This window comes from Phenylobacterium sp., from assembly GCF_036563385.1.
GTDB lineage: Bacteria > Pseudomonadota > Alphaproteobacteria > Caulobacterales > Caulobacteraceae > Phenylobacterium.
Map to the genome: position 1 here is coordinate 310,447 of NZ_DATCML010000015.1, position 14,967 is coordinate 325,413.

At 70.5% G+C, this 14,967-nt stretch carries 19 protein-coding genes; 14 read left to right on the plus strand and 5 right to left on the minus strand.

Features of this window, described 5'->3' with window-relative positions; translation table 11 throughout:
- Positions 1 to 35: 35 nt before the first annotated feature.
- From VIL67_RS16525 to mmsB, 4 genes are read left to right on the plus strand one after another with little or no spacing between them, the layout of a single operon-like run.
- Positions 36 to 1,175 carry an isobutyryl-CoA dehydrogenase gene (locus VIL67_RS16525; protein WP_332050008.1) on the plus strand — a complete coding sequence of 380 codons (1,140 nt, stop codon included), beginning with the start codon at positions 36 to 38 and terminating at the stop codon, positions 1,173 to 1,175.
- A complete protein-coding gene (locus VIL67_RS16530; protein WP_332050009.1) occupies positions 1,172 to 2,224 on the plus strand; it encodes an enoyl-CoA hydratase/isomerase family protein in 1,053 nt (350 codons plus the stop codon). The genes VIL67_RS16525 and VIL67_RS16530 overlap by 4 nt, the downstream gene beginning before the upstream one ends.
- A gap of 39 nt (positions 2,225 to 2,263) precedes the next feature.
- Positions 2,264 to 3,013: a class I SAM-dependent methyltransferase gene (locus VIL67_RS16535; protein ID WP_332050010.1), complete on the plus strand. Its 750-nt coding sequence runs from the start codon at positions 2,264 to 2,266 to the stop codon at positions 3,011 to 3,013.
- A 24-nt stretch (positions 3,014 to 3,037) separates the two neighbouring features.
- Positions 3,038 to 3,928 carry a 3-hydroxyisobutyrate dehydrogenase gene (gene mmsB, locus VIL67_RS16540; RefSeq protein ID WP_332050011.1) on the plus strand — a complete coding sequence of 297 codons (891 nt, stop codon included), beginning with the start codon at positions 3,038 to 3,040 and terminating at the stop codon, positions 3,926 to 3,928.
- Here mmsB and VIL67_RS16545 read toward each other — a convergent pair.
- Positions 3,925 to 4,287 (minus strand): GFA family protein, encoded by a 363-nt coding sequence (locus tag VIL67_RS16545; RefSeq protein WP_332050012.1) that lies wholly within the window; start codon positions 4,285 to 4,287, stop codon positions 3,925 to 3,927. The genes mmsB and VIL67_RS16545 overlap by 4 nt on opposite strands.
- Before the next feature lie 48 nt (positions 4,288 to 4,335).
- Positions 4,336 to 4,629, minus strand: coding sequence for a hypothetical protein (locus VIL67_RS16550; protein ID WP_332050013.1), 294 nt, complete (start codon positions 4,627 to 4,629; stop codon positions 4,336 to 4,338).
- Positions 4,630 to 4,877: 248 nt separating this feature from the next.
- Here VIL67_RS16550 and hemA point away from each other — a divergent pair, with 248 nt between their 5' ends.
- Complete coding sequence (gene hemA, locus VIL67_RS16555) at positions 4,878 to 6,107, plus strand: 5-aminolevulinate synthase (protein ID WP_332050014.1); 1,230 nt, start codon at positions 4,878 to 4,880, stop codon at positions 6,105 to 6,107.
- Between the two features lie 437 nt (positions 6,108 to 6,544).
- Here hemA and VIL67_RS16560 read toward each other — a convergent pair whose 3' ends face one another.
- Positions 6,545 to 6,787 (minus strand): hypothetical protein, encoded by a 243-nt coding sequence (locus VIL67_RS16560; protein WP_332050015.1) that lies wholly within the window; start codon positions 6,785 to 6,787, stop codon positions 6,545 to 6,547.
- Entirely contained in the window at positions 6,784 to 7,224 is a 441-nt protein-coding gene (locus tag VIL67_RS16565) for a Ros/MucR family transcriptional regulator (protein WP_332050016.1), read from the minus strand. Before VIL67_RS16565 ends, VIL67_RS16560 begins: the two co-directional genes overlap by 4 nt.
- 180 nt (positions 7,225 to 7,404) lie before the next feature.
- Here VIL67_RS16565 and glyA point away from each other — a divergent pair, with 180 nt between their 5' ends.
- From glyA to VIL67_RS16610, 9 genes are all read left to right on the plus strand, one after another.
- Positions 7,405 to 8,691 carry a serine hydroxymethyltransferase gene (gene glyA, locus VIL67_RS16570; RefSeq protein WP_414696220.1) on the plus strand — a complete coding sequence of 429 codons (1,287 nt, stop codon included), beginning with the start codon at positions 7,405 to 7,407 and terminating at the stop codon, positions 8,689 to 8,691.
- A gap of 31 nt (positions 8,692 to 8,722) precedes the next feature.
- Positions 8,723 to 9,190, plus strand: a complete 468-nt coding sequence (nrdR, locus tag VIL67_RS16575; RefSeq protein WP_332050017.1) for a transcriptional regulator NrdR — start codon at positions 8,723 to 8,725, stop codon at positions 9,188 to 9,190.
- 4 nt (positions 9,191 to 9,194) lie between these two features.
- Positions 9,195 to 9,839 (plus strand): RibD family protein, encoded by a 645-nt coding sequence (locus VIL67_RS16580; RefSeq protein WP_332050018.1) that lies wholly within the window; start codon positions 9,195 to 9,197, stop codon positions 9,837 to 9,839.
- A gap of 1 nt (position 9,840) precedes the next feature.
- A complete protein-coding gene (locus VIL67_RS16585) occupies positions 9,841 to 10,431 on the plus strand; it encodes a riboflavin synthase (protein ID WP_332050019.1) in 591 nt (196 codons plus the stop codon).
- A gap of 30 nt (positions 10,432 to 10,461) precedes the next feature.
- Entirely contained in the window at positions 10,462 to 10,920 is a 459-nt protein-coding gene (gene ribH / locus VIL67_RS16590) for a 6,7-dimethyl-8-ribityllumazine synthase (protein ID WP_332050020.1), read from the plus strand.
- Positions 10,917 to 11,363: a transcription antitermination factor NusB gene (nusB, locus tag VIL67_RS16595; RefSeq protein WP_332050021.1), complete on the plus strand. Its 447-nt coding sequence runs from the start codon at positions 10,917 to 10,919 to the stop codon at positions 11,361 to 11,363. The genes ribH and nusB overlap by 4 nt, the downstream gene beginning before the upstream one ends.
- Entirely contained in the window at positions 11,350 to 12,297 is a 948-nt protein-coding gene (thiL, locus tag VIL67_RS16600; protein ID WP_332050022.1) for a thiamine-phosphate kinase, read from the plus strand. The genes nusB and thiL overlap by 14 nt, the downstream gene beginning before the upstream one ends.
- 71 nt (positions 12,298 to 12,368) lie before the next feature.
- Positions 12,369 to 13,418, plus strand: a complete 1,050-nt coding sequence (locus VIL67_RS16605; protein ID WP_332050023.1) for a type III polyketide synthase — start codon at positions 12,369 to 12,371, stop codon at positions 13,416 to 13,418.
- Positions 13,415 to 13,915, plus strand: coding sequence for an isoprenylcysteine carboxyl methyltransferase family protein (locus VIL67_RS16610; RefSeq protein WP_332050024.1), 501 nt, complete (start codon positions 13,415 to 13,417; stop codon positions 13,913 to 13,915). Before VIL67_RS16605 ends, VIL67_RS16610 begins: the two co-directional genes overlap by 4 nt.
- Here the strand turns inward: VIL67_RS16610 and VIL67_RS16615 are convergent.
- Positions 13,819 to 14,859, minus strand: a complete 1,041-nt coding sequence (locus tag VIL67_RS16615; protein ID WP_332050025.1) for a retroviral-like aspartic protease family protein — start codon at positions 14,857 to 14,859, stop codon at positions 13,819 to 13,821. The genes VIL67_RS16610 and VIL67_RS16615 overlap by 97 nt on opposite strands.
- Between the last annotated feature and the right edge of the window lie 108 nt (positions 14,860 to 14,967).

The window sequence follows — 14,967 nt, forward strand, 5'->3', positions numbered from 1 at the left end:
GAATTCCTCAATCCCGTCAATCGAACCCCGACATCATGGACTTCAGCCTCACCGACGATCAGAGGGCGATCGAGGACGCCGCGCGCGCCTTTGCCGCAGAAGAGCTCGCCCCCCACTCCGCCCGTTGGGACGAGGAAAAGCACTTTCCGGTCGATGTCCTGCGCAAGGCGGCCGAGCTGGGATTCGCCGGCCTCTACGTCCAGGAGGACGTCGGCGGCTCGGGCCTCACCCGCCTGGACGCCTCCATCGTCTTCGAACAGCTGAGCTACGGCGACGTGGCCACGGCGGCGTTCATCTCGATCCACAACATGGCCGCCTGGATGATCGACCGCTTCGGTGCGGACGAGCTGCGGCGCAGGTACCTCCCGCGGCTCACCACCATGGAGCTGATCGCCTCCTACTGCCTCACCGAGCCAGGCTCCGGCTCGGACGCCGCGGCCCTGCAGACGACGGCGCGCAAGGACGGCGACGCCTATGTGCTGAACGGCTCCAAGGCTTTCATCTCGGGGGCGGGGACCTCGGACGTCTATGTGGTGATGGCCCGGACAGGCGGGCCGGGCCCCAAGGGCGTCTCAGCCTTCGTGGTGGAGAAGGGCTCCGCCGGCCTGTCCTTCGGGGCGCAGGAGCGCAAGATGGGCTGGAACGCCCAGCCGACCGCCCAGGTGAACTTCGACGACTGCCGGGTGCCGGAGGCCAACCGCATCGGCCAGGAGGGCGAGGGATTCCGCTTCGCCATGGCCGGCCTGGACGGCGGGCGGATCAATATCGCCTCGTGCAGCCTGGGCGGCGCCGGGCTGGCGCTGGACACCGCCAAGGCGCACCTCGAGACCCGCAAGCAGTTCGGCAGCCCGCTGAAGGACTTCCAGGGCCTGCAGTGGCGGCTCGCGGACATGGCCACCGAGCTGGAGGCGGCGCGGCTGATGGTCCGCCGGGCGGCCGACGCCCTGGACAAGCGCGACCCCAACGCCACGCGCTATTGCGCCATGGCCAAGCGGTTCGCCACCGACGCCGGGTTCGAGGTGGCCAACCAGGCGCTCCAGCTGCACGGCGGCTATGGCTACCTGCGCGACTTCCCGCTGGAGCGCATCGTGCGCGACCTGCGGGTCCACCAGATCCTTGAAGGCACCAACGAGATCATGCGCGTGATCACCGCGCGGGAGCTGCTTAGGCAATGAGCGAAGAGCCCGAAGTCCTCACGCGGATCGAGAACGGCGTCGGCCGGATCACCCTGAACCGCCCGAAGGCCCTGCACGCGCTGACGACGAACATGTGCCGGCTGATGATCGAGGCGCTGGCGGCCTGGCGCGACGAGCCGGCGGTGAAGCTGGTGCTGATCGACCACGCGGGCGAGCGCGGCTTCTGCGCCGGCGGCGACATCCGCATGCTGGCCGAGAGCGGGGCGGGGGACGGGGCGGCCGCCCGCGAGTTCTTCCACACCGAATACCGGCTGAACCACCTGCTGTTCCACTACCCCAAATACACGGTGGCGGTGATGGACGGGGTGACCATGGGCGGCGGCGTGGGCCTGTCGCGGCCCTGCCGCTTCCGGATCGCCACCGAGCGGACGGTGTTCGCCATGCCCGAGACCGGCATCGGCCTGTTCCCCGACGTGGGCGGCGGCTGGTACCTGCCGCGGATGCCGGACCACATCGGCCTGTGGCTGGCGCTCACCGGCGCCCGGATCAAGGCCGCCGACTGCGAGCTGGTGGGGGTGGCCACCGACTATCTGGAGAGCAAGGACGTCGAGCGGTTCAAGGCCGGGGTGGTCGCCGACCCGGCCGCCATGGAGACCCTGCTCACCGAACTCGAGGGCGAACCCGGCCGGCCGCCGCTCGCCGCCCACCAGGACGAGATCAAGCGCATCTTCGGCCTGGGCTCGGTGGAGGCGATCCTCGCCGCCCTGCGGGCCGAGGACAGCGACTGGGCGCGCGAGCAGCTGGCCGTCATGGGGACCAAGTCGCCGCAGACCATGAAGGTCGCCTTCCGGCAGCTGAAGCTGGGCGGGGCGGCCCGGTCGTTCGCCGAGAACATGGCGCTGGAATACCGGATCGGCGCGCGGGTGGTGCAGCGGCACGACTTCCTGGAAGGCGTGCGGGCGGTCATCGTGGAGAAGGACAACCAGCCGCGATGGGAGCCCGCCACGGTGGAGGGCGTCACGGAGGCCATGCTGGACGAGATCTTCGCGCCCCTGCCTTCCGGTGAGGCCTGGACCCCTCTACCTTGACCGCATGGCGGCCGGCCGGCCGCCCTGGGAGGTTGCAACATGAACACCAAGCTGCTGCTCGCAGCCTGCGCGGCGCTGGCGCTCTCCGCCGGCGTGGCCGAGGCCAAACCCGGCAAGCACGTCGCCGCCGCCGTCGCCGACAAGGCCCGGCCCGAGGCCGACACCCGGCGCGACGCCGATCGCAAGCCTGCCGAGATGCTGGAGTTCGCAGGGGTGAAGGCCGGCCATAGGGTGGCGGACTTCATCCCCGGCGGCGGCTACTTCACCCGCATCTTCGCCAAGGCGGTGGGTCCGAAGGGCGTGGTCTACGCGGTCACCAACCCGCCGCCGGCCAACGCCGCCAGCCCGCCGCCGATCGCCGCCATCGCCGCGGATCCGGCCTACGGCAACATCAAGCTGGTGCAGACGGGGATCGGCAGCTTCAGCCTGCCTGAGCCGGTGGATGTGTTCTGGACCTCGCAGAACTACCACGACCTCTACCTGACCCGCTTCAACCTCGACGTCCCCGCCGTGGACAAGGCGATCTTCAACGCCGTGAAGCCGGGCGGCGTGCTGATCATCCTCGACCACGCGGCCAGGGCCGGGGCCCCGGTGGCCGAGACGGCCAACACCCTCCACCGGATCGATCCGGCCGCCGTGCGCCGCAATCTGGAAGCGGCGGGGTTCCGCTTCGAGGGCGAGAGCAAGGCGCTCGCCAACCCGGCGGACGACCGCAGCAAGGGGGTGTTCGACCCGGCCCTGCGCGGTCATACGGACCAGTTCGTCTACAAGTTCCGCAAACCCAAGTAAGTCATTCCAGCGTCAGAGGTTCTCATGACCCGCATCGCCTTCATCGGCCTCGGCAACATGGGCGGCGGCATGGCCGCCAACCAGGCGAAGGACGGGCGGGTCGTGAGCGCCTTCGACCTCAGCCCCGCGGCGGTGGACAAGGCCGTCGCCGCCGGCTGCTCGGCCGCCGGGTCGGTCGTGGAAGCGGTGCGTGAGGCCGAGGTGGTGATCACCATGCTGCCGGCCGGCCCGCACGTGCGGCAGGTCTACGCCGAGCAGGTGTTCCCCCACGCCCCGAAGGGCGCCCTGCTGATCGACTGCTCCACCATCGATGTGGACAGCGCCCGGGCCGTGGCGGCCCAGGCCCGCGAGGCCGGCTTCCGCTTCGCCGACGCCCCGGTCTCCGGCGGCACGGCGGCGGCCGAGGCCGGGACGCTGGCCTTCATGGTCGGCTGCGACGAGCCGGACTACCCGGCGATCGAACACGCCATCTCGCCCATGGCCCGGGTCGTGTTCCGGGCCGGCGACCACGGCGCAGGGCAGGCGGCCAAGATCTGCAACAACATGGTGCTGGGCATCTCGATGATCGGGGTCTGCGAGGCCCTGGCGCTGGCGGAGAAGCTGGGGCTCGATCCGGCGAAGTTCTTCGAGATCAGCTCCCAGTCGTCCGGCCAGTGCTGGAGCCTGACCAGCTACTGCCCCTGGCCCGGGCCGGTGCCGACGGCGCCCTCCAACCGCGGGTACGAGGGCGGCTTCGCCACCGCCATGATGCTGAAGGACCTCAAGCTCGCCCAGGAGGCCGCCGCCCGCGCCGGCGCGGCCGCGCCGCTGGGCGCCGCGGCCGAGGGGCTCTACGCCCTGTTCGACCGCCTGGGGGGCGGCGGCAAGGACTTCAGCGCCATCCTCGAGATGCTGCGCGGCCGCAGCGTGGCCTAGGGCTGATCCGCCGGTCCGGGGATCTGGTGGGCGCCGTCGAACGCGGTGACGGTCACGGACGAGAGGTCCAGGTCCTCGGCGCAGCGCAAGTTGATCGCCACCATCGGGCCGTTCGGGCCGAGCCCCTCGGCGAAGGGCGCGCAGCCGCAGGTCCGGCAGAACTGGTGGCGGATGACGCCCGTGTTCCAGGTGTAGACGGCGATCTCGTCCCGGGAGGTCTCCAGGTGAAAGCCCTCCGGCTTTGCGAAGGCGAGGATGCTCCCGCGCCGGCGGCAGATGGAGCAGTTGCACTCGATCGCCTGGGTCGGCGTCTCATCCAGGGTGTAGGCGATCCGCCCGCAGTGACAGCTTCCGCGCATCTCGATCCGTCCTCCCGCCGCGCAGAGACGACGCCGTGGCGGCCCCGGTCAAGACCGGAGCGGCGGCGAGAGCCCCTGGTGCAGGGCGCGTTCGGAAGGCGACATCGGCCGGCTGCGCACCAGGACATGCAGGCAGGCGCCGGCGTCGAAGCCCGGGCCCGGATCGAAGTAGCGGGTGGAGACCTCCCAGACCTCGTCGCCCGGCGCGCCCTGGCCTTGCGGCTTGATGATCAGGTCGCCGCAGTTGGGCAACTGGCCGCCGAAATCCGAGAGGTTGAACTCGAGGTGCGGACCAATGCCGGCGTCCCCGGCCTCAGGGTAGATGCGGATCACGGTCGCCAAGGTCACGCCTCTGCTGTGCTGTGGTGGGTCCGGACCTAAAGCGCGTCAGCGCGCCGCAGGTTCTGTGTCCTTGATCGCGAGAGGAGCGGCTTCGATATCGCCGTCCACGGACGGGCGCGGACTTGACCCAGGTCAATGCCCGGGCCGGCCCGCCGAGTAGACATCCGGAACCCGCGATGCGAAAAGCGCGGCTAGATTCAAGGGGACCGTGGGCGCACTATGTGCTTGGCCGACGGGATTGCAGGTCGATGGATTACAGAGACGCGTTCCGCACCGCGCTGGAGAAGGTCCGCGCCGAGGGCCGTTACCGGGTGTTCGCCGACCTGAAGCGGCACCGCGGGGAGTTCCCGAACGCCACCTGGACGCGCGCGGACGGCACGACCGCCGAAATCACCGTCTGGTGCTCCAACGACTACCTTGGCCAGGGCCAGAACCCCGTGGTCCTGGACGCCATGCACCAGGCCATCGAGGAAGCCGGCGCCGGCTCTGGCGGCACCCGCAACATCTCGGGCACGACCCACTATCACGTGGAGCTGGAGCGCGAGCTCGCCGACCTGCACGGCAAGGAAGCCGCCCTGCTGTTCACCTCGGGCTACGTGTCCAACGAGGCGTCCCTGTCGACGCTCTACAAGATCCTGCCGGGGCTGATCGTCTTCTCCGACGAGCTGAACCACAACTCGATGATCTCGGGGATCCGGGCCGGCAAGCGCGAGCAGCGCAAGGTCTTCCGGCACAACGACCTCGAGCACCTGGAACAGCTGCTGATCGAGGCGGACCCCGACGCGCCGAAGCTGATCGCCTTCGAAAGCGTCTACTCCATGGACGGCGACATCGCCGACATCGCCGGCACCGTGGCCCTGGCCAAGAAGTACGGCGCCATGACCTACATCGACGAGGTCCACGCGGTCGGCATGTACGGCCCGCGCGGAGCCGGCGTCGCCGAGCGCGACGGCCTGATGGCCGAGATCGACATCATCGAAGGCACGCTGGGCAAGGCGTTCGGCGTCATGGGCGGTTACATCGCCGCCGACGCGGTGATCGTCGACGCCATCCGCAGCTACGCCGACGGCTTCATCTTCACCACCTCCCTGCCGCCGGCGCTCGCCGCCGGCGCGGTGGCCTCGATCCGCTACCTCAAGGAGCACGACGAGGTCCGCCGGGCCCACCAGGAGCGCGCGGCGACCCTCAAGACACGCCTGACCAAGGCCGGTCTGCCGGTCATGCCGAGCGTCAGCCACATCGTGCCGGTGCTGGTGGGCGACCCGGTCCACTGCAAGATGATCTCGGACATCCTGCTCGAGGAGCACGGGATCTATGTCCAGCCGATCAACTACCCGACGGTGCCGCGCGGCACGGAGCGGCTGCGGTTCACGCCGTCTCCGGCCCACACCGACGAGATGATGGACAAGCTGGCTGATGCGCTCGAGACCCTCTGGGTCCACTGCAACATCAAGCGCGTCGGCGGCGTCGCGGCCTAGGCCGTCCGGCGCCACAGCTCAGGCTGTCATCCCGGTTTCGGCGCAGCCGAAGACCGGGACCTCCAGCGAGGCGCTGCCGGCGCGCCGCGGCGGCGATGCTTGTGTGAACCTCTGGACCAGGGCCGTCAGAGGTCCCGGTCTTCGCTTCGCGAAACCGGGATGACAGCTGGTTGTGGTCGGAAGATCGGCCATCGCCAGAACAAGCGGCATCCCGAGGCGGGACGAGGCGGGTCCAACACCGCTGCGCGCTGTTCTGGCTGGCTTGGCGGCGTTTGCCGGGTGGGACGGTTGATCAGGCCGTCGCCGTACTCACAAGACCCGGACCGGCTCGCCGAAGCAGACTGAGAGATAACGCCGGGTCGTCCCTATTCAACTGCGGCGCGCGCGCCGGGAGACCCAGATTGGGTCCGGGCGCGCCGCCTGGGGCGAGGGGCCGATCAGTAGGCCTGCTCGAGACGGCAGCGGGCGGACCAGCCGCCCTTGAAGGTGGTCAGCTCTTCCACCGCCACTTCGTGGACCGCGCCCTCGCTCTCGATGGTGAAGAAATCGCCCAGCCGCGGCGTCAGCGGGCTGACCGACCAGATCACCACCTCACCGCGGGTGTGCAGGTCTTCGTCGAGGATTTCGTAGCCGCTCTTGGAGAACGGCCGCAGCTCGGCGTCGCGAAGCTTCTGGGTCATTTGCGCCTCCGGACGCCACGGCCAAGGCCGATCTGTTTGGCGAAGTCGGAACGGCGCGCGGCGTAGGCGGGCGCCACCATCGGGTAGTCCGGGGGCAGGCCCCAGCGCCGGCGATATTCGTCGGGGCTCATGTTGTAGCGGGAGCGGAGGTAGCGCTTCAGCATCTTCAGGCGCTTACCGTCCTCGAGGCAGACGATGTAGTCGTGCTGGACCGAGCGGCTGATCGGCACGGCGGGCTTGGGCCGCTCCTCGGGCTGCGGCTGGGCCGCCGCGCCGCCGCGGGTCAGGCCTTCCAGCGTCTGGTGCACGGTGCGGATGATGTCGGGCACCGCCTCGGCCGAGACGGCGTTACGGCTGACATAGGCGGCGACGATACCGGCCCCCAGACGCAGAATTTCCTCGCCCGAGCGGCTGTCGGGGTCGGGTCCAACGCTCATTCAGTCCCCCTTGTCATACGCAGCACACCCCCCACGCCGCCTTGCACATGCACGTCGGGTTAGCTGGGAACGCAGCAGGCGGGGCTTTGGTTCCGGCGTTGGAAGCGAGCGGCGTTCGGAGTAAACAGCCCACTCCGCCCGCCCTGGATTCTCCCCGCTCGAAAGGCGACGCCCTTGAACGTGCACGCTCCGCAAGCCACCACCGACGAGTTCTTCACCCAATCGCTGGCCGCCGGCGACCCCGACATCGCCGCCATCGTCGGGCGCGAAATGACACGGCAGCAGGAGCAGATCGAGCTGATCGCTTCCGAGAACATCGTCTCGAAGGCGGTGCTGGAGGCGCAGGGCTCGGTGCTCACCAACAAGTACGCCGAGGGCTATCCCGGCAAGCGCTACTACGGCGGCTGCGAGGTGGTGGACGAGGCCGAGAGCCTGGCGATCGAGCGGGCGAAGCGACTGTTCGGATGCGAGTACGTCAACGTCCAGCCGCACTCGGGCAGCCAGGCGAACCAAGCGGTGTTCATGGCGACCATGGCGCCGGGCGACACCTTCATGGGCATGAACCTGGACCACGGCGGCCACCTGACCCACGGCAAGAGCGTCAACCAGTCGGGCAAGTGGTTCCGGCCGGTGGCCTACGGGGTGCGCACCCAGGACCACCTGATCGACTACGACGAGGCCGCGGCCGTGGCCCTCGAGCACAAACCCAAGGTGGTGATCGCCGGCGGCTCGGCCTATTCACGGCATATCGACTTCGCACGCTTCCGCGAGATCGCCGACAGCGTCGGTGCGATCCTGATGTGCGACATCGCCCACTACGCGGGCCTGGTGGCGGCGGGCGAGTATCCGAACCCGTTCCCGCACGCCCACGTGGTCACCACCACGACGCACAAGACCCTGCGCGGGCCGCGCGGCGGCATGATCATGACGAACGACAAGAAGCTGGCGAAGAAGATCGACAGCGCCGTCTTCCCCGGCCTGCAGGGCGGACCTCTCATGCACGTCATCGCGGCCAAGGCCGTGGCGTTCGGCGAGGCCCTCAAGCCGGAGTTCAAGCTCTACGCCCGGCAGGTGGTGGAAAACGCCCGCGCGCTCGCCGACAGCCTGCAGCAGGCCGGCTTCAAGATCGTCTCGAACGGCACCGACAGCCACCTGATGCTGGTCGACCTGACGCCGAAGGGCGTGTCGGGGGCCGACGCCGAGGTGGCGCTCGAGCGGGCGGGCATCACCACCAACAAGAACTCGATCCCCGGCGATCCCCTGCCGCCGATGCAGACCTCGGGCCTGCGCGTCGGCTCGCCGGCCGGCACCAGCCGCGGCTTCGGGCCCGGCGAGTTCCGGCAGGTCGGCAAGTGGATCGGCGAGGTCCTCGACGGCCTGGGCACCGGCGCCGACAACACGGCGGTGGAACAGAAGGTGCGAAGCGAGGTGGTGGCCTTGACGCGGCGCTTCCCCATCTACTCCTAATTGGGGTAGATGGCCGCGAAAGGGGCTAGATATGCGTTGCCCGTTCTGCAGCCACGATGAAACCCAGGTGAAGGACAGCCGTCCGTCGGAAGACGGCGCGGCGATCCGGCGGCGCAGGCTCTGCCCGGTGTGCGCCGGACGCTTCACCACCTTCGAGCGCGTCCAGCTGCGCGAGATCACCATCCTGAAGCGGTCGGGGCGGCGCACGCCCTTCGACCGGGACAAGCTCGCCCGCTCACTCTCCATCGCGCTGCGCAAGCGGCCGGTGGAGCCGGATCGGATGGAGAAGATGATCTCCACCATCGTGCGCCAGCTGGAGAGCATGGGCGAGACCGAGCTGCCGTCCTCCACCATCGGGGAGCTGGTCATGAAACAGCTGAAGCAGCTCGATGACGTGGCCTATGTCCGCTACGCGTCGGTGTACCGCGACTTCCGCGAGACCGGCGACTTCGCCCGCTTCCTGGGCGAGGAGGGGCTGAACGAGCAGGACGAGCGCTGAGGCCGTGTCCGTCACCCTGAAGCTCGCAACGTCGCTCGACGGACGCATCGCCACCGCCTCGGGCCAGAGCCGCTGGATCACCGGCCAGCCCGCCCGCGAGCAGGTGCATCGCCTCAGGGCCGAGCATGACGCGGTGCTGGTGGGCGTGGAAACGGCGCTCGCCGACGACCCTGAGCTGACGGTCCGCACGCCGGGCTACAACGGGCCGCAGCCGGCGCGGGTGGTGCTGGACAGCCGCCAGCGCCTGTCGCCCGAGTGCAAGCTGGTCGCCACAGCGCGCGAGACCCCGACCTACGTCGTGGCGACCACCGAGCCCGATCCGGCGCTAGTCGAGCTGGGCGTGCGCGTCCTGCACGTCCGGGCTGTGGGCGAGGACCGGCCCGAGCTGAAGACGGTTGTCGAGACCCTGGCGGCTGAGGGTCTCCAGCGGCTGTTCGTCGAGGGCGGCGGCCAGGTGGCGGCGAGCTTCCTGCGCTGCGGCCTGGTGGACGCCATCGAATGGTTCCGGGCTCCGATCGTGATCGGCGGCGAAGGGCGGCCGGGCGTCGGCGCCCTGGCCATTGCCGGGCTTTCCGACGCGCCCCATTTCCGCAGGGTCGAGGTCCGTGAGGTCGGCGACGACCTGTGGGAGCGGTACGAGAGGATCTAGAATGTTCACGGGCATCGTCACCGACGTCGGTCGCGTCCGCAGCGTGCGCGAGACCAACCGCGACCGCCGGTACGAGATCGAGACCGCGTTCGACCTTTCGACGGTCGACATCGGCGCGTCCATCGCCCACGCGGGCTGCTGCCTGACCGTCGTGGAGAAGGGCCAGGGGTGGTTCGCCGTGGAGGTGTCGGGCGAGACCCTCGACAAGACCACGCTCGCCGACTGGGCCGAGGGCCGGCGGGTCAACCTGGAGCGCGCCGCCCGCGTCGGGGACGAACTGGGCGGGCACATCGTCTCCGGTCACGTGGACGGCGTGGGCGAGGTGGTCTCAGTGTCGGAGGAGGGCGGCTCGCACCGCGTCCGCATCCGCGTTCCGCGGCCGCTGCACCGCTACATCGCGCCAAAGGGCTCGATCACCGTCGAGGGGGTGTCCCTGACGGTGAACGAGGTGGAGGACGACGTGTTCGGGGTGAACCTGATCCCGCACACCTGGGAGGTGACAACCCTCGGCCAGCTGGCCCCAGGAGCGCGCGTCAATCTGGAGATCGATATGCTGGCGCGCTATCTCGCCCGCTGGCGCGAAACGGCCTAAAGGGACCTCCCAACTTCGCAAGGGACCCTGATGAGCGACGAGCCGATCCGCATCCTGATCGTGGAGGCGCGCTTCTACGACGACCTGGCCGACGCCCTGCTGGAGGGCGCGACCGACGCCCTCAAGGCGTTCGGCGCGCAGTACGACGTCGTCACCGTCCCGGGCGCCCTGGAGATTCCCGGGGCCATCGCCTTCGCCGCCGAGGGGGGTCGCGAGGGCGTGCACTACGACGGCTACGTGGCGCTCGGAACCGTCATCCGCGGCGAGACCTACCACTTCGAGATCGTCTCGAACGAGAGCGCCCGCGGGATCATGGACCTGACGGTCGGCAAGCGCCTCGCCATCGGCAACGGCATCCTCACCACCGAGGACGAGGAGCAGGCCTGGGCGCGCGCCCGGATCAGCGAGGGCGACAAGGGAGGCGGCGCGGCCCGCGCCTGCCTCACCATGGTCGAGCTGAAGCAGCAGCTGATGGGCGGCCGCCGATGAGCCCGCCGCGCCAAGCCCGCTCCGTCGCCCGGCTGGCGGCGGTGCAGGCGCTCTACCAGATGGAGCTCTCGTCGGCTGGGGCTGAGGCGGTGATCCGCGAGTTCTCCGACCACCGCTTCGACCGCGGGGTGGAGGACATGACGCTGGCCGGCGCGGACGAGGCCTTCTTCGCCGACCTCGTCCGCGGCGTCGTCGCCGAGCAGAAGCGGGTGGACGCGGCCATCGCTCGGCGGCTCGCCCAGGGCTGGCGGCTCGAGCGGCTCGACGCCACGGTCCGCGCCATCCTGCGGGCGGGCGTCTTCGAGCTCGCGAACCGGCCCGACGTGCCGACCGAAGTGGCCATCGACGAGTACGTGGAACTCGCCAAGTCCTTCTTCGAGGGGCCGGAGCCCGGCTTCGTGAACGGCGCCCTCGACGCGGTGGCCCAGGATGTCCGGAGCTGACGAGTTCGGGGAGATCGAGCGGCTCTTCCGGCCGCTGACCCACGGCGCCGCCGGCGCCTTCGACCTGCTCGACGACGCCGCGGTGATCCCGGCGCGGCCCGGCTTCGACCTGGTGGTCACCAAGGACGCCCTGGTGGAAGGCGTCCACTTCCCGCATGGCGAGGCGCCGGACCTGGTGGCCCGCAAGCTCCTGCGGGTGAACCTGTCGGACCTGGCGGCCAAGGCGGCCGAGCCGTTCGGCTGCTTCCTGGCGGTGGGCTGGCCGACGGGCTTCGAGCCGCGCGACCGGGAGCGCTTCGCCAAGGGGCTGGCGGCGGACCTCGAGGGCTTCGGGGTCGACCTGCTGGGCGGCGACACCGTCTCCACCACCGGTCCGTTCACGGCCAGCCTGACGGCCATGGGCTGGGTCCCCGAAGGCGGCATGGTGCGGCGCAAGGGCGCCCGGCCCGGCGACCTGGTGCTGGTCACCGGCACCATCGGCGATGGCGTCCTCGGGCTCGCCGCCCTCAAGAGCGAGATCGAGGATCCCGAGGGGGACCTGGTGTTCCGATATCAGCTGCCGCAGCCGAGGCTGGACGTGCGCCAGGCTCTGCGCCGGCATGCGACGGCCGCGGCCGACATCTCCGACGGCCTGGTGGCCGACGCCCGTCATATCGCTCGCGCCAGCGGCGTGCGGCTGACCCTCGACCTGGAACGGATCCCGCTGTCGCGCGGCGCGGCCACCTGGCTGGAGGCGCAGCCCGACCCGACGGCCGCGCTCGTGCGCCTGGCCACCGGGGGCGACGACTACGAGGTGATCTGCACGGCGCCGGCCGACGCGCCGAAGCCGGCTGGCTTCACGGTGATCGGTGAGGTCTCGGTGGGGGAGGGGGTCTCCACCCGCATGGGCGGGCGCTTCCTTGACATCGGCCACGGCGGCTGGCGTCACCTTTGATATAGGGCGGAACCACGTTCTCACGGGAGGGTTGCTGCTTCGGCGCCGGTGTGCGCCGGGGAGGCCGTCCGATGCCAAGGCCCGTGGGGCTGATCTCGCTCGCAACGGCGGAGCCGCGGCACGAGCTGCTGCAATCCGACGTGGCCGCAGCGGCGCGCGGGGTGTTCCTCGACCGCTTCCCGCAGTTCGAACGCATGGCGCCCGTGTTCGAGACCGTCGGCATCCGCCGCCGGCAAGCGGCCATGCCGATGGAGTGGTACCTGGAGCCGCGCGGCTGGCCCGAACGGACGGCCGCCTACACCGAAGCGGCGGTGGACCTCTTCACCCGCGCCGCGGCCGCCGCGCTCGACGAGGCGGGGCTGACCGGCGCGGACATCGACGTGATCGTCACGGTCTCGTCCACCGGGATCGCCACGCCGAGCCTCGAGGCCCGCGCCATGGGCGCTCTGGGCTTCCGGCCCGACGCCGCCCGCGTGCCGGTCTTCGGCCTGGGCTGCGCGGGCGGTGCGACGGGGCTTGCCCTGGCGGCCCGCCTGGCGGCGGCCCAGCCGGGCTGCCGCGTGCTGTTCGTCACCGTTGAGCTCTGCACCCTGTCGTTCCGCATGGATGAGCCGTCGAAGGCCGACATCGTGGCCACGGCCCTGTTCGGCGACGGGGCGGCCGCCTGCGTCCTGCAGGCCGGCGCCGACGGCTTCGCGCAGGTGGAGGCCAGCGCCGAGCACACCTGGCCCGACACCCTCGACATCATGGGCTGGCGCGTGGACCCGCAGGGCCTGGGCGTGATCTTCGCGCGCGCCATCCCGCCGTTCGCCCGCCAGCACCTGCGCCCGGCCATGGACGCCATGCTGGCGGGGCAGGGGCTTGGCGTCGAGGACGTGGACCGCTTCGTCTGCCACCCCGGCGGGGTGAAGGTGATCGAGGCGCTGGAAGGCTCGCTCGATCTCGGCCAGGGGGCCCTGGACCACGAACGGGCGGTGCTGGCCGACCACGGCAACATGTCGGCGCCCACGGTGCTCTACGTTCTGGACCGCGCACGGCGGGCTGGCCTGCCGCGCCGCTCGGTGGCCACCGCCCTCGGCCCCGGCTTCACGGCCAGCACGGTGACGCTCGCCGCCGCATGACCCTGTCGCTCGCCATCCTGGCCTTTGTCACCCTGCAGCGGCTGGGCGAGCTGGCGCTGGCCCAGAGGAACACGCGGCGGCTGCTGGCCCGGGGCGGGGTGGAGAGCGGCGCCTCGCACTATCCGCTGATCGTCGGCCTGCACGCCGCCTGGCTGGTGGGGCTGTGGTGGCTTGCCTGGGACCGGCCGGCGAGCCTCGCCTGGCTGGCCGCCTTCGCCGTGCTGCAGGCCCTGAGGGTCTGGGTTATCGCCACCCTGGGCGAGCGTTGGACCACGCGCATCATCACCTTGCCCGGTGAGTCCTTGGTGGCCAAAGGTCCGTTTCGGCTGTTGCCGCACCCCAACTACGCCGTGGTGGTGGCGGAGATCGCCGTCCTGCCGCTGGTGTTCGGCCTGCCCGCCTACGCCGCCGCGTTTTCGGCGCTGAACGCCACCGTGCTTTGGGTGCGGATCCGCACCGAGGACGCGGCGCTGCGGGAGGCTTCGGCCAGCCGCTGAGTCTCCGAGACGTCGAACCGCACGCGCGAACGGCCGAAGTCGAGCGAGACCGCGTCGAACTGCTTCAGGAGGTCCATGCCGAGCACCAGGGCGGGCGTGCTCTCCAGGCCCCAGACCTTGAAGACGTGCATGTCGGCATAGACCACCGGCACATTCCCCAGGTGCAGCCCGCCCAGCCGCAGGAACGGCAGGTAGAAGAGCTGCCCCTCAAACCGCTCGCCGGCCAGGGTCTCCAGCTCCACCTTCTGCGGCGGCTGGGCGACGCCCTGCTTCGCCTCGGCGGCCAGCACGAGCTGCCTCAGCGCGGCGTTGCAGAGGCTGACGTGGGCGCCTGAATCGATCATCGCGCTGATCCGCTCGCCGCGCAGGTCGGCGTCGACGATGGTCAGCTGGCCCAGACGCCGCTTGGCGGGAACCACGACGCTGCCCGTCTCGGTGCGCTCGGCGCGGCTGGCGGTGATCTCGATGGCGCTGCGCTTGAAGTCGAGGACCAGGCGCTGGCCCTTCAGCCAGTCGACCCCCAGCACGCCGTCCACTTCCGAACCGCGAATCGGCAGGGCGGGCGCCTTGACCTTGCGCCGGTCCCGCTGGCCGACCTGCAGGCGGTCGATAAGGACGCTCGGCCGGGTCCGCACGCCGACGACGGTGTGCACCCGGGTCGGCGGACCCGGGGTGAGGGCGAGCTCGGTCATCAGCCGGTGCGACACGCAGGAGGCGTTGGCTCCCGTGTCCAGCAGGAAGTGATAGGGGCCGTGGCCATTGATGCTGACGGGCGCCAGCAGGTGCTCGTTGCGGGTCTGGCCCGCGCCGAGCTCCACCGGCGGCGCGCCGGGATCATCGGAGGCCTCGATCACGGGCTCCTGGGCCCGCGCCGACCCGCCGAGCGCGACCGCGCCGGCCGCCGCGAACAGGCCCGCCGTCGCCTGACGCCTGGTGGGAGACATGGCCCCGGATCCTCCCTGGATCTTCTAAGCGAGGAATACCATCGTTATGTCGCCCGGTCACGCGCCGGTCCGTCTCAACCGCGCGGCAACCATATTGCGGCAGGCTTC

Excerpts from the sequence above, each read along its gene's own strand:
- VIL67_RS16525 (WP_332050008.1), top strand. The coding sequence starts at position 36 with ATGGACTTCAGCCTCACCGACGATCAGAGGGCGATCGAGGACGCCGCG.
- ribH (WP_332050020.1), top strand. The coding sequence starts at position 10,462 with ATGAGCGACGAGCCGATCCGCATCCTGATCGTGGAGGCGCGCTTCTAC.
- mmsB (WP_332050011.1), top strand. The coding sequence starts at position 3,038 with ATGACCCGCATCGCCTTCATCGGCCTCGGCAACATGGGCGGCGGCATG.
- VIL67_RS16615 (WP_332050025.1), bottom strand. The coding sequence starts at position 14,859 with ATGTCTCCCACCAGGCGTCAGGCGACGGCGGGCCTGTTCGCGGCGGCC.
- nusB (WP_332050021.1), top strand. The coding sequence starts at position 10,917 with ATGAGCCCGCCGCGCCAAGCCCGCTCCGTCGCCCGGCTGGCGGCGGTG.
- nrdR (WP_332050017.1), top strand. The coding sequence starts at position 8,723 with ATGCGTTGCCCGTTCTGCAGCCACGATGAAACCCAGGTGAAGGACAGC.
- VIL67_RS16610 (WP_332050024.1), top strand. The coding sequence starts at position 13,415 with ATGACCCTGTCGCTCGCCATCCTGGCCTTTGTCACCCTGCAGCGGCTG.
- VIL67_RS16585 (WP_332050019.1), top strand. The coding sequence starts at position 9,841 with ATGTTCACGGGCATCGTCACCGACGTCGGTCGCGTCCGCAGCGTGCGC.
- VIL67_RS16530 (WP_332050009.1), top strand. The coding sequence starts at position 1,172 with ATGAGCGAAGAGCCCGAAGTCCTCACGCGGATCGAGAACGGCGTCGGC.
- VIL67_RS16605 (WP_332050023.1), top strand. The coding sequence starts at position 12,369 with ATGCCAAGGCCCGTGGGGCTGATCTCGCTCGCAACGGCGGAGCCGCGG.
- VIL67_RS16560 (WP_332050015.1), bottom strand. The coding sequence starts at position 6,787 with ATGACCCAGAAGCTTCGCGACGCCGAGCTGCGGCCGTTCTCCAAGAGC.
- VIL67_RS16535 (WP_332050010.1), top strand. The coding sequence starts at position 2,264 with ATGAACACCAAGCTGCTGCTCGCAGCCTGCGCGGCGCTGGCGCTCTCC.
- VIL67_RS16565 (WP_332050016.1), bottom strand. The coding sequence starts at position 7,224 with ATGAGCGTTGGACCCGACCCCGACAGCCGCTCGGGCGAGGAAATTCTG.
- hemA (WP_332050014.1), top strand. The coding sequence starts at position 4,878 with ATGGATTACAGAGACGCGTTCCGCACCGCGCTGGAGAAGGTCCGCGCC.
- VIL67_RS16545 (WP_332050012.1), bottom strand. The coding sequence starts at position 4,287 with ATGCGCGGAAGCTGTCACTGCGGGCGGATCGCCTACACCCTGGATGAG.
- thiL (WP_332050022.1), top strand. The coding sequence starts at position 11,350 with ATGTCCGGAGCTGACGAGTTCGGGGAGATCGAGCGGCTCTTCCGGCCG.